Genomic DNA, 12,768 nt, shown 5'->3' on the forward strand with positions numbered 1-12,768 from the left:
CGCGATGGCATACTCGAGGCCGCCATCGCCGGCAAGCCGTGCTCCTACAGGTTATTTAACCGCTTTCGCGGTTAAACGACTTCTAGCCGAATCTTGTGCTGACTCAACAACTGCGCCAGCGCCGGCACAGGTTGCTGATCGGTTACCAGGCAATCAATCAAACTGATCGGCCCCAGACGAATCATGGCGTTGCGCCCGAATTTGCTGGAGTCAGCCGCCAGTATCACCTTCCGGGCATTGGCGATGATCGCCTGGGACACCCGAACTTCCTGATAGTCGAAGTCCAGCAGACTGCCGTCTTCATCGATACCGCTGATGCCGACCAAGGCGAAATCAACCTTGAACTGGTTAATGAAGTCGACACTGGCCTGACCGACCACACCACCGTCGCGCCGCACGTTGCCACCGGTCAGCAGGACATCGAAGTCGTCCTTGGCGCTGAGCATCGAAGCCACATGCAGGTTGTTGGTGATGATCTTCAGGTGATTGTGATTGAGCAACGCCCGGGCGATGGATTCGGTGGTGGTGCCGATATTGATGAACAGCGAGGCGTGATCGGGGATTTGAGCCGCAATGGCTTCACCGATACGCTGCTTTTCATCACGCATCTGATCGGCACGCATGGCGTAGGCGGTGTTTTCGACGCTGGAATCGTAGGCTGCGCCGCCGTGGTAGCGACGCAACAAATTAGCTTCCGCGAGCTGATTGATATCGCGGCGGATGGTTTGCGGTGTAACGACGAACAGCGTAGCCATTTCCTCGATGCTGACATAGCCGCGTTCGCGGACCAGTTCGAGGATTTGCTGCTGACGGGGAGGCAGATTCATGGGGCTTCCTTTGGGCTGCCGTGCAAAAATTTGCCCATGATGACGCAGGAATCTGCTCCCTGCCAGTTTCCAAATAACGTGAAAGCTACTGCGCTCGGCAATCCTGCGTTAAAAACAGGCTCGGACTGCTCATTTACAACCTCGTAAAGTCGGGTGCGACCCCAGCCGGTCCTCGCCTGTTTTTGCCTTGTCTTGCCTTCGCTCGCTACGCTTTCACGCTATTTGGACATACAGATACGAGTACTCAGCCCGGCTTATTCAGCGCCTTCATGCGGTTCCCAATCGCGGGTGCGGCTGACGGCTTTTTTCCAGCCGGCGTAGAGTTTTTCCTTCGCGGTTTCGTCCAGGGTCGGTTCGAATTCGCGCTCGATCACAGCCTTGCCGCGCAACTCGTCCAGGCTGCCCCAGAAGCCACACGCCAGACCAGCCAGGTAAGCCGCACCGAGTGCGGTGGTTTCGCGCATTTGCGGACGCTCGACCTGAGTGCCGAGGATGTCGGCCTGGAACTGCATCAGGAAGTTGTTCGCGACTGCGCCGCCGTCGACACGCAGGGATTTCAAGCGTTCGCCGGAGTCCTGTTGCATGGCATCGAGAACGTCGCGGGTCTGGTAGGCAATCGACTCCAGGGCTGCACGAATGATGTGATCCACGCGTACGCCGCGAGTCAGGCCGAACAGCGCGCCACGGGCATACGGGTCCCAGTACGGAGCACCCAGACCGGTGAAGGCGGGTACCAGGTACACGCCGTTGCTGTCCTTGACCTTGTTGGCGAAGTATTCGGTGTCGTGGGCGTCGTTGATGATTTTCAGTTCATCACGCAGCCATTGAACGGTGGAACCGCCGTTGAACACGGCGCCTTCCAGCGCGTAAGCCACTTCACCGCGCGGGCCGCAAGCGATGGTAGTCAACATGCCGTGCTTGGATTTCACCGCTTTGTCGCCGGTGTTCATCAGCAGGAAGCAGCCGGTGCCGTAGGTGTTTTTCGCCTGGCCTGGCTCGACGCACATCTGGCCGAACAGGGCCGCTTGCTGGTCACCCGCGATACCGCCGATGGCGATGCCGCTTTTGGTGTGGCCGTAGATTTCGGACGAGGATTTAACTTCCGGCAGCATTTCGCGCGGAATATCCAGCACCTCCAGCATCTTCGCGTCCCACTCAAGCGTGTGGATGTTGAAGAGCATGGTGCGCGAGGCGTTGGTGTAGTCGGTGACGTGCACTTTGCCGCCGGTAAATTTCCAGATCAGCCAGCTGTCGATGGTGCCGAACAACAGTTCGCCTTTGCGCGCGCGTTCGCGGCTGCCTTCGACGTTGTCGAGGATCCACTTGAGCTTGGTGCCGGAGAAGTACGGGTCGGTGACCAGGCCGGTGGTGTCGCTGATGTATTGCTCGTGACCGTCGCGCTTGAGCTGCTGGCAGATCTCGGTGCTGCGGCGGCACTGCCAGACGATCGCGTTGTAGATCGGGCGGCCGGTGGTCTTGTCCCAGACCACGGTGGTTTCGCGCTGGTTGGTGATGCCGATGGCGGCGACCTGGTCGTGATGCAGGCCGGCTTGAGCCAGGGCCTCGACCATCACGGCGCTTTGGGTGGCGAAGATTTCCATCGGGTCGTGTTCAACCCAGCCGGCTTGCGGGTAATGCTGTGCGAATTCGCGCTGGGCGGTGCAGACCACGTTCGCGTCGCGGTCGAAAATGATCGCGCGGGAGCTGGTCGTACCCTGATCGAGGGCAATGATGTAGTTCTTATTCTGAGTGTCGGTCATGTCGATTGCCTTGGACGAAAAAAGGGGAGTGAGGTCCGGCGCGTGATCTGATGGGCAGGATCACGCGCCAACGGTATCAAGAAGTTCTTGGTTTGCCGTCAATGGCCGGTACTGCTTCCTTTGTAGCAGGTAGGGCGCTGGGCAGATGACGGGCAATCAGCCCGCGATACGCTGCAGCACCGAGGCAGGCACCGACAATCGGTGCAAAAATCGGAATCAGGAAATACGGGATATCGCGCCCGCCGGTGAAGGAAATTTCACCCCAGCCAGCGAAGAAAGTCATCAGTTTAGGACCGAAGTCGCGCGCCGGGTTCATCGCAAAACCGGTCAGCGGCCCCATCGAGCTGCCAATCACGGCAATCAGCAGGCCGATCAGCAGCGGAGCGAGCGGACCCTTTGGCAAGCCATTGTTGTCGTCGGTCAGGGACATGATCACGCCCATCAGGATGGCGGTGATGATCACTTCAACCAGGAAGGCTTGCGCCGTGGTCAAGGCCGGATTGGGGAAGGTGGAAAACACCGACGCCAATTCGAGGCTGGCCTGAGTACCACGAACCATATGGTGAGTTTGTTCGTAATCGAAGAATAAATTGCTGTACAGCGTGTAAACCAACAACGCTCCACAGAAGGCCCCAGCGATCTGGGCGAGAATATAGAAAGGCAGTTTGCGCTTTTCGAAGTCAGCGAAAATGCTCAGGGCAATGCTGACGGCGGGATTGAGATGAGCCCCGGAAACGCCGGCGGTCAGGTAGATCGCCATGCTCACGCCGACCCCCCAGATGATGCTGATTTCCCAAAGGCCGAAGCTGGCACCCGCGACCTTGAGCGCGGCAACACAGCCTGTACCAAAAAAGATCAGCAGCGCAGTGCCCAGAAATTCGGCCATGCATTGGCTTGAGAGCGACGGTTGTTGTAAAGCAGTTGTCATTGAAAACCTCATTTTTGTTGTTGTCTGGCGCTTTTGCATCATGGTCAAAGCGCGATTTTCGCCGAGACAGGATCCCCATCCTGTTCTCGGCCTGCTGCTGGGTGCTGCGATAGGAACATTCGTACAGTATTCAGATTCGAAAAAATATAGACAAGAAACGCTGCTGTCAAAGGTCGAAAGTGAACCGTCAGTCACAATCGAACTATTAGTCACGTGAATGACCGCATCGTTCACGGGGCAGACCGAAGGTGGACGAACGGCATAAGGCGCCGCCAAGCCTTTGAAATAACGCCGCAATAGAGCCTTTTATGGAGCAATGGCCTAGAATCCAGCACAGTATTTTTCTACTGCCGCCCAGTCTGGAGCTGTCATGACCCCCGCATTGGATTTGTTGAAAAAAGTTCGTGCCGAACATCGCGTGCACAGTTACGAACATGATCCGAAGGCCGCGTCCTACGGGCTGGAGGCCGCGGAGAAGTTGGGGCTGGATCCGGCGCAGGTGTTCAAGACCTTGCTGGCGGCCAGCGAAAAAGGTGAATTGTTGGTGGCCGTCGTGCCGGTCGTCGGAAGTCTGGACTTGAAAGGCCTGGCTCATGCCGCAGGCGTGAAAAAAGTCGAAATGGCCGATCCTGCCGCTGCGCAACGATCCACCGGATACCTGTTGGGTGGGATCAGCCCGCTGGGACAGAAAAAGCGCTTGCGCACCTTTATCGATAATTCGGCTCAGCCCTTCGCCAGCATTTTTGTCAGTGCGGGGCGACGAGGGCTGGAAGTCGAATTGGCACCCGCGGTGCTGGCCGAACATACCCAGGCGAAGTTCGCTGATATCGGCCGCGCCTGACGCGGACTATTAGCCCGGCGCTGTATGGTGCAAATGTATGGGCTCTGTCACTGGTGCCGGGGTGTCGGCAGCTTCATGCTCGGAGGTCTGACAAAGGGAGAAGGTTATGCAGCTTGAGTTTCATCAGGTCGATGCGTTCAGTGATCGGCCGTTCAGTGGCAACCCGGCGATGGTCTATCGCCTCGATGCCTGGCTTGCCGATGAGTTGATGCAGAAGATCGCCGCCGAGCACAACCTCGCCGAAACCGCTTTTGTGGTGCGCGAAGGGCAGGGCTGGCACATCCGCTGGTTTACCCCGACCACCGAAGTGCCGTTGTGCGGTCATGCGACCCTGGCCAGCGCTTACGTGCTGTTTGAAATCTATAAGGAACCGGTCGAGCGGCTGGACTTCATCTGCAAGTCCGGCCTGCTAAGCGTGAGCCGTGAAGGTGAGCGCTTGTGGCTGGATTTCCCGGCGCTCATTGCGTCGGAAGTGGGTGTGACCCTGGATGTCGAGCGCGCGCTGGGTGTGGAGGCGGTTGATGTGCTGGGGTCGAACGAGTTGTTCGTGGTGCTGGAATCCGAGCAGGCGGTGCTCGAATGTCAGCCGGACATGGCGGCACTCGCGAAACTGCCGTGGCCGGGGGCAATCGTCACGGCCAAGGGCAGCCAGCATGATTTCGTTTCCCGTTACTTCGCGCCGGCGATCGGCATCAACGAAGACCCGGTGACGGGGTCGACTCATTGCAGCCTGATCCCGTACTGGTCGAAACGCTTGGGCAAGTTGAGCCTGACGGCTTGTCAGCGTTCGGCTCGAGGCGGGGAGTTGTTCTGTCGGCTGGAAGGGGATCGGGTAAAAATCGGCGGGAATGCGACGCTCGTTGCGAGCGGAACGCTGATGCTGGGTTGATGCTGATCTTTGTAGGAGCAAAGCTCGCTCGCGATGAACGATGACGCGGTGCATCAGTTAAACTGCGGCGATGCTATCGCGAGCAAGCTTTGCTCCTACAGAAATGGGGTGTCAGTGGGCGCTGCTGTAACGGCGGACACCGGACTCGACGACCGGAATCTGCGCCGCCGTACTGCCCGACGCCTGAAACAGCACCAGGTGTTCAGCCGCGACACGAATGCCGACCTCTGAACCCACCTGATGATCGGCATGGCTCGGGAAAATCGATTCCAGCTGCGCGCCGGTCGGCAACAGCAAGCGATACAAGGTGGACGCACCCTGGAAAGACTTGCCGACAATCTGCGCCTTCAGCGTGCTGTCCGGTGCATAAACGATATCGTCCGGACGCAGCAACACATCCACCGCCCCGCCAACCGGCCAGGTGTAGGCACGATTACCGCGTAACTCACCCAGCTCGGTCTGCACCGACTCGGGGCTGCTCAGCTGACCGCGAATGAAATAACCCTGACCGATGAAACTGGCGACATACGGCGTCAGCGGTTCGTGATACAGGTTGTAAGGCGTGTCCCACTGCTCCAGGCGGCCTTCCTTGAAAACCCCCACATGATCACTCACCGCGAACGCTTCTTCCTGATCGTGGGTTACCAGAATTGCGCTGGTGCCACGGGCCTTGAGAATGTCGCGCACCTCATGGCTGAGCTTGCGTCGCAGCTCGCCATCAAGGTTGGAAAAGGGTTCGTCGAGCAGTAGCAGTTGCGGTTCCGGCGCCAGGGCACGGGCCAGTGCGACGCGCTGCTGTTGACCACCGGACAGTTCATGCGGGAAGCGCTTGCCGAGGTTTTTCAGGTTGACCAGTTCCAGCAGCTCTTCGGTAACGCGATCCTTTTGCGGGTGCTTGCGGATCCCGAAGGCGATGTTCTCGGCGACGCTCAAGTGCGGAAACAGTGCGTAATCCTGGAACACCATGCCGATCCGGCGTTTCTCCGGGGCGAGGGTGAAACCAGCGCGGGAGATTGTCTCGCCCGCCAACTGGATTTCACCTTCGTGTACCGGTTCGAAACCGGCAATTGCCCGTAGCGTGGTGGTTTTGCCGCAACCCGAAGAGCCCAGCAGGCAACCGATGTCGCCGGCATTCAAATGCAGGTTGAGGTTCTGCACGACGCGCTGGTCTTGATAGCCGCAGGCGAGATTGCGCAGGTTCAACAGTAATGGATGGCTCATGCGTGGTGGTACGCCGGTTCGACGAGAAACTCGAGCAGGGCCTTTTGTGCGTGAAGACGGTTTTCGGCTTGATCCCACGCGACGGAGCGCTGGTCATCGAGCAGGTCGACGCTGATCTCTTCGCCACGGTGGGCCGGCAGGCAATGCATGAACAGCACGTCCGGTGCGGCCAGGTCGAGCAGGGCGCGGTTGACTTGAAACGGCGCGAACAGTTTCAGGCGCTTGGCGGTTTCCTCTTCCTGGCCCATGGAGGTCCAGACGTCGGTGCTGACCAGATGGGCGCCGCGTACGGCATCCTTCGGATCGCGGACGATGGTGACCCGATCGCCGGCCTTGGCCACGAATTCAGGGTTGGGTTCAAAGCCTTCCGGGCACGCGACTCGCAACTGGAAGTCGAACTGGATCGCCGCTTCTATATAGCTGTTGCACATGTTGTTGCCGTCGCCGATCCAGGCCACGGTTTTGCCCTGGATCGAACCGCGGTGTTCGAGGAACGTCTGCATGTCGGCCAGCAACTGGCACGGGTGCAGGTCATCGGACAGGCCGTTGATCACGGGCACGCGGGAGTTGGCGGCGAATTCGGTCAGGGTGCTGTGGGCAAAGGTACGGATCATCACGGCGTCGAGCATGCTCGACATGACGATCGCGCAGTCGCCGATCGGCTCGCCACGGCCCAGTTGGGTGTCGCGCGGCGACAGGAAGATCGCCTGGCCACCGAGCTGGATCATGCCGGCTTCGAAAGAAATACGGGTGCGGGTCGAGGACTTCTCGAAAATCATCCCGAGCACGCGGTTTTTCAGAGGCTCGAACAGTACGCCGCGGTTACGCAGGTCTTTGAGCTCAACGCCTCGACGGATCACGCTGACCAGCTCTTCGGGCGTGCAATCCATCAGGGAGAGAAAGTGCCTTGCGCTCATCATTGACTACCTTTTTGCAACAGACCGCAGATACTCAAAGCCTTGTTTAACTGAAAAACGGGCGAGACCTGCGGCGTAAGCCGCACGGGGCGACGAAATAGGGGAAGGCGCGATCTTATAATTAAATGTCGCGTCTTACCAATAGGGCTACGGTTTTTAGGGGATTTCAGAGGGGCTACGGGATGACCGCAGTAGCGCTTTTGAAGCCTGTTTCCTGACAGCAGCCGGTCATTTGTACACTGGGGTCACGGGGCTTTGCAATCAAACGGGGCGCAGACGGCATAGCCGCGGTCGGTTTCTGGCCTGTCATTTGAAGCATTTGTGCTCGGGATCGATCGATATGTCTGGTCTGAAACATTTGCTAAAGCAAAGTGGCGGGTTATAACTAACGCACGAACGACGCAGGAAGCCTTCGGAATGGAATCGAAAGAACGACAGTTAATGGAATTACTCGGCCTCACGGCTCGCTCGCTGACCCACCTCACCGCGTCCATGACCTCGATGTCCTTCGAGTTGATGCGCAGTGAAGACGAAGTGACCAAGGCCGCCGGCCGGCGGATGATCGACCGCATGGCAACCATCAGCACCGGGCTCGACGAGCACTGGCGGCTGATCGGTGAACTCACCGGTGTTCATCTCGCTCAAGAGCAGATCGAAACCATCCAGGAGATCCAGTTGCAGACGCCGCCGAAGCTGCCGCCCAACTGATCCCCTGCGGTCATCGGCTGGCCTGATGGCCGCCGATTCACAAGATGAACGTCGCTGGCGCAGCCGTGGATCAGGCGCCATAGTTTTGTTCCCGCGGCCGATATTGCCCGCCCAGAACAAGACAGAGACTGGCCATGACCAAGACTCTCCATCACCGTGCGTGCCACTTGTGCGAAGCCATCTGCGGCTTGACCATCGAAACCACCGAGGTCGAAGGCGCAGTGCAGATCACGTCGATCAAGGGTGACGCTCAGGATACCTTCAGCCGAGGGCACATCTGCCCCAAGGCCGTCGCCCTGCAAGATATTCAGAACGATCCGGATCGTCTGCGTCAGCCGATGCTGCGGGTCGGCAGTGAATGGCAGCCCATCGAGTGGGAAGACGCCTTCAACCTTGTAGCCGAACGTCTGGCGGCGATTCAGGAGCGTCACGGACAGAACGCGGTGGCGGTCTATCAAGGCAACCCCAGCGTGCACAATTACGGGCTGATGACCCACAGCAATTACTTTCTCGGCCTGTTGAAAACCCGCAACCGGTTTTCCGCGACCTCGGTCGACCAGTTGCCCCATCACCTGACCAGCCATTTGATGTACGGCCACGGTTTGCTGTTGCCAATCCCGGACATCGATCACACCGATTTCATGCTGATCCTCGGCGGCAATCCGCTGGCCTCCAACGGCAGCATCATGACCGTGCCGGATGTGGAGAAGCGCTTGAAGGCCATTCAGGCCCGCGGCGGCAAAGTGGTGGTGGTCGATCCGCGCCGCAGCGAAACCGCGGCGATTGCCGACCAGCATTTGTTCGTGCGCCCCGGTGGCGATGCGGCGTTGTTGTTCGGACTGCTCAATACCTTGTTCGCTGAAGGCCTGACCCGCGACAGTCATTTGCCGGTGGACGGTCTGAATGAGGTGCGCGAGGCGGTCGCGGACTTCACCGCCGAGGCCATGAGCCCACTGTGCGCGGTGCCCGCCGAACAGATCCGCCAACTGGCGCGGGACTTTGCGGCGGCGCCGACAGCGGTCTGCTACGGCCGCATGGGCGTTTCTACCCAGGCGTTCGGCACCTTGTGTCATTGGGTTGTGCAACTGATCAACCTGGTCACCGGTAATCTCGATCGCGTGGGAGGGGCGCTGTGCACCGAACCGGCGGTGGACTTGGTGGCATCCACCTCAGGTGGGCATTTCAATCTGTGGCAGAGCCGGGTCTCCGGGCGTCCTGAATACGGTGGCGAACTGCCGGTCTCGGCGCTCGCCGAAGAGATGCTTACCGAAGGGGAAGGGCAGGTCCGCGCGCTGATTACCGTGGCGGGTAATCCGGTGCTGTCGACGCCCAATGGCCGACAGCTGGAACAGGCGCTGGACGGTTTGGAGTTCATGGTCAGCATCGACCTGTACATCAATGAAACCACGCGGTATGCCGACCTGATCCTGCCGTCCACATCGGCCCTGGAAAACGATCATTACGACACGACGTTCAATATGTTCGCGGTGCGTAACGTCACTCGGTTCAATCGCGCGATCCTGGCCAAACCTGAAGGTGCGTTGCATGACTGGGAGATTTTCGTAGGGCTGGCCAAGGCGTTTGCGGCAAAGACCGGTAAGGAACTGAAACCAACGATCCCGCCAGCGCAGATGATCGACCGTGGCTTGCGGATGGGGTTGTATGGCGATACTTCAGAACAGAAATTATCACTGGCGACCTTGTTCGATCACCCGCATGGTGTCGATCTCGGGGCGCTGAAATCCAACCTGACGCCTCGCCTGAAAACCGAAAACCAGCGCGTCCAGGCTGCGCCGCCAGCGATCCTTGCTGACCTGGCGCGTTTTGCAGCCCTGCAAGCACCCCCGGCCGATGAATTGCTGATGATTGGCCGCCGTCATGTGCGCAGTAACAACTCGTGGATGCATAACTATCACCGCCTGGTGAAGGGCAAGCCGCGCCATCAATTGCTGATGCACCCGGATGACCTGGCCAGCCGTGGGCTAAACGACGGGCAGCGCGTGCGGGTCAGTTCGCGGGTCGGTGTGATTGAAGTTGAAGTGCTCGGCAGTCTGGATATGATGAAAGGCGTGGTCAGCCTTCCGCACGGTTGGGGCCATGCGCGGCCAGGCGTGCAGATGACCATTGCCAGTGGTCAGCCGGGCTCCAGCGCCAATGACCTGACCGACGAATGTCTGCTCGATGAGTTGTCGGGCAATGCGGCGTTGAATGGCGTGCCAGTGACCGTGGCGGCGGCTTGACTGAGTCTGTCGGGGAGACCGAGCATGGCGCTCGGGTTTCCGTTACAATGCGCCACCGTGCCGACCCCTGAGTCGGAAAGTTCAGCCGAGGTGCTCCATGGATATCATCGAAACGATTAAAGAGCAGATTGCTAACAACACCATTCTGCTTTACATGAAAGGTTCGCCGAATGCCCCGCAGTGCGGCTTCTCCGCGAAAGCCGCGCAGGCCGTGATGGCATGTGGTGAAAAGTTTGCGTACGTGGACATCCTGCAGAACCCGGAAATCCGCGCCAACCTGCCAAAATACGCCAACTGGCCAACCTTCCCGCAACTGTGGGTGGGCGGTGAGCTGGTCGGCGGTAGCGACATCATGACCGAGATGGCTGCAGACGGTTCGCTGCAGACCACCATCAAGGCTGCTGTCGAAGCTGCTGCTGCCAACAAGACCGAAGCCTGACCCGCTCTTTGTAGGAGCAAAGCTTGCTCGCGATGCAGGCGCCGCGGTTTAGCAAGAACACCGCGTCATCGTTCATCGCTGGCAAGCCATGCTCCTAAAAGAGCAGGCATTAAAAAGCCCCGCCTCTTAAAAGAGAGCGGGGCTTTTTATTGTCTCGAGTTTAGCGGGCGCTAACTTACTCTTCGCCCATCTGCGATTGCAGATAGTTCTCAAGACCGACTTTATCGATCAGACCCAGTTGGGTTTCCAGCCAGTCGATATGTTCTTCTTCGGATTCAAGAATATCTTCGAGCAGTTCACGGCTGCCGAAGTCACCAACGGTCTCGCAATGAGCGATAGCCACTTTGAGATCCGCGTGACCGGTGCGTTCGATACGCAGGTCGCACTCAAGCATTTCCTGGGTGTGTTCGCCGATCTGCAGCTTGCCCAGGTCCTGGACGTTCGGCAGGCCTTCAAGGAACAGGATGCGCTTGATCAGCTTGTCCGCGTGCTTCATCTCGTCGATGGATTCGTGGTATTCGTGCTTGCCGAGCTTGTTCAGGCCCCAATCTTCGTACATGCGTGCATGCAGGAAGTATTGATTGATCGCGACCAGTTCATTGGCAAGGATTTTGTTGAGATGCTGGATGACTGTAACGTCGCCTTTCATGATGGGGTCCTGCCCTAAGTAGCTGTCAATGAGGCAGAGTCTGAGCCGCGACATTAAGAGTGTCAAACCTAAGTTATTGAAACTTAAGTGAAAATTAATCTGAATAAGAATGTTTGTGTTCCGCGTCTAGCGCGTAAGCGATTGATTTTCAGACATAAAAAAACCGGACATCAAGTCCGGTTCTTTGAAATACGTTAATTACGCGGCAGTAAATTCTACAGGGTAGGGAATCGCGGCCTGGGCCGATTGCAGTTTGGTCAGGGTTTCGCGGACCACTTCCTTGGCAAGGCAGGCACATTTACCGCATTGGCTAGCTACGCCGGTGGCCTGACGGACTTCCTTATAGCTGCAGCAACCTTCATAGATCGCTTCGCGGATTTGACCGTCGGTGACGCCAGTGCAGAGGCAAACATACATAAGTGAAAACCGTCGCTGGTTGTGACTCAATTGCGATGGATCTTAATGTTAACGAGAATGATTGTCAAAGTGGTTTCTGAAAGCTTTGATCAGGGCTGACGAACGGTTTCCTCTCAGCTTCGATCACGAGGACAACCCGTCGACTGCATTTCCCTTGTCAAAAAAACCGTTAAGGACAGGGTAAAAACGCAGTGTATGATGGCCGGTCCTTATGAAGCGGGTTCGTGTCACAGGGCTGTCGCCTGAAGGTGGCAAGCTGGCGCAAACCCGGAACTTCACGTTTTTACACCAGGAGATATCCAATGAGCGTACTCGTAGGCAAACAAGCCCCTGACTTCACCGTACCGGCTGTACTCGGCAATGGCGAAATCGTAGACAGCTTCACCCTGTCGTCGGCCATCAAAGGCAAATACGGCCTGGTGTTCTTCTACCCACTGGACTTCACCTTCGTTTGCCCGTCCGAGCTGATCGCTCTGGACAACCGCATGTCTGACTTCAAGGCACGCAACGTTGAAGTGGTCGCCGTTTCGATCGACTCGCACTTCACCCACAACGCCTGGCGCAACACCCCGGTCAACAATGGTGGTATCGGCCAGGTCCGTTACACCATGGCTGCCGATATCAAGCAGGAAATCATGAAGGCTTACGACGTTCAGTCCGCTGACGGCGTAGCTTTCCGTGGTGCGTTCCTGATCGACGACAAAGGCGTTGTCCGCTCGCAGATCATCAACGACCTGCCGCTGGGCCGTAACATCGAAGAGCTGGTTCGTCTGGTCGACGCGCTGCAATTCCACGAAGAGCACGGTGAAGTCTGCCCTGCCAACTGGAAAAAAGGCGACAAAGGCATGACCGCTTCCACCGAAGGTGTTGCGGCTTACCTGACCGAGCACGCTGCTGCGCTGTAAGGCACGTTTGAGGCATAAAAAAACCGG

Annotated in this window: 13 protein-coding genes; 6 read left to right on the top strand and 7 right to left on the bottom strand. The window is 58.1% G+C overall.

Features of this window, described 5'->3' with window-relative positions; all coding sequences use genetic code 11:
* Positions 1–71: 71 nt before the first annotated feature.
* The 3 genes from KW848_RS24650 to KW848_RS24660 all read right to left on the bottom strand — a co-directional run bounded on the left by KW848_RS24650 (position 72) and on the right by KW848_RS24660 (position 3,515).
* On the bottom strand, positions 72–827 hold the full coding sequence (locus KW848_RS24650; RefSeq protein ID WP_027922833.1) for a DeoR/GlpR family transcriptional regulator: 756 nt from the start codon (positions 825–827) through the stop codon (positions 72–74).
* Between the two features lie 254 nt (positions 828–1,081).
* A complete protein-coding gene (gene glpK, locus KW848_RS24655) occupies positions 1,082–2,587 on the bottom strand; it encodes a glycerol kinase GlpK (protein ID WP_033057460.1) in 1,506 nt (501 codons plus the stop codon).
* A 76-nt stretch (positions 2,588–2,663) separates the two neighbouring features.
* The gene (locus KW848_RS24660; RefSeq protein WP_218538395.1) at positions 2,664–3,515 is read right to left on the bottom strand and encodes an MIP/aquaporin family protein; all 852 of its coding nucleotides are present in this window, start codon (positions 3,513–3,515) and stop codon (positions 2,664–2,666) included.
* 370 nt (positions 3,516–3,885) lie between these two features.
* Between KW848_RS24660 and ybaK the strand changes: the two genes are divergently transcribed.
* On the top strand, positions 3,886–4,356 hold the full coding sequence (ybaK, locus tag KW848_RS24665; RefSeq protein WP_007971306.1) for a Cys-tRNA(Pro) deacylase: 471 nt from the start codon (positions 3,886–3,888) through the stop codon (positions 4,354–4,356).
* A 106-nt stretch (positions 4,357–4,462) separates the two neighbouring features.
* Complete coding sequence (locus KW848_RS24670; protein WP_218538368.1) at positions 4,463–5,245, top strand: PhzF family phenazine biosynthesis protein; 783 nt, start codon at positions 4,463–4,465, stop codon at positions 5,243–5,245.
* A gap of 111 nt (positions 5,246–5,356) precedes the next feature.
* On the opposite strand, the gene KW848_RS24675 is transcribed toward KW848_RS24670, so the two are convergent.
* Together KW848_RS24675 and argF are read right to left on the bottom strand one after the other, a co-directional pair.
* The gene (locus KW848_RS24675; protein ID WP_218538369.1) at positions 5,357–6,466 is read right to left on the bottom strand and encodes an ABC transporter ATP-binding protein; all 1,110 of its coding nucleotides are present in this window, start codon (positions 6,464–6,466) and stop codon (positions 5,357–5,359) included.
* Complete coding sequence (gene argF / locus KW848_RS24680) at positions 6,463–7,383, bottom strand: ornithine carbamoyltransferase (RefSeq protein ID WP_033053690.1); 921 nt, start codon at positions 7,381–7,383, stop codon at positions 6,463–6,465. Before argF ends, KW848_RS24675 begins: the two co-directional genes overlap by 4 nt.
* Before the next feature lie 417 nt (positions 7,384–7,800).
* Between argF and KW848_RS24685 the strand changes: the two genes are divergently transcribed.
* From KW848_RS24685 to grxD, 3 genes are all read left to right on the top strand, one after another.
* Positions 7,801–8,091 carry a hypothetical protein gene (locus KW848_RS24685; RefSeq protein WP_192410295.1) on the top strand — a complete coding sequence of 97 codons (291 nt, stop codon included), beginning with the start codon at positions 7,801–7,803 and terminating at the stop codon, positions 8,089–8,091.
* 134 nt (positions 8,092–8,225) lie between these two features.
* Positions 8,226–10,331: a molybdopterin oxidoreductase family protein gene (locus KW848_RS24690; protein ID WP_218538370.1), complete on the top strand. Its 2,106-nt coding sequence runs from the start codon at positions 8,226–8,228 to the stop codon at positions 10,329–10,331.
* A gap of 97 nt (positions 10,332–10,428) precedes the next feature.
* Entirely contained in the window at positions 10,429–10,770 is a 342-nt protein-coding gene (grxD, locus tag KW848_RS24695) for a Grx4 family monothiol glutaredoxin (RefSeq protein ID WP_007943565.1), read from the top strand.
* 175 nt (positions 10,771–10,945) lie between these two features.
* Here the strand turns inward: grxD and bfr are convergent, their stop codons facing one another.
* Together bfr and KW848_RS24705 are read right to left on the bottom strand one after the other, a co-directional pair.
* Positions 10,946–11,419 (bottom strand): bacterioferritin, encoded by a 474-nt coding sequence (gene bfr, locus KW848_RS24700; protein ID WP_008155586.1) that lies wholly within the window; start codon positions 11,417–11,419, stop codon positions 10,946–10,948.
* Positions 11,420–11,617: 198 nt separating this feature from the next.
* Positions 11,618–11,836 carry a bacterioferritin-associated ferredoxin gene (locus KW848_RS24705; protein ID WP_008155585.1) on the bottom strand — a complete coding sequence of 73 codons (219 nt, stop codon included), beginning with the start codon at positions 11,834–11,836 and terminating at the stop codon, positions 11,618–11,620.
* 302 nt (positions 11,837–12,138) lie between these two features.
* On the opposite strand from KW848_RS24705, the gene KW848_RS24710 reads away from it, so the two are divergent.
* Positions 12,139–12,741 (top strand): peroxiredoxin, encoded by a 603-nt coding sequence (locus tag KW848_RS24710; protein WP_111451990.1) that lies wholly within the window; start codon positions 12,139–12,141, stop codon positions 12,739–12,741.
* Positions 12,742–12,768 lie beyond the last annotated feature (27 nt).

This window comes from Pseudomonas sp. PDM25 (assembly GCF_019219045.1).
Lineage (GTDB): Bacteria > Pseudomonadota > Gammaproteobacteria > Pseudomonadales > Pseudomonadaceae > Aquipseudomonas.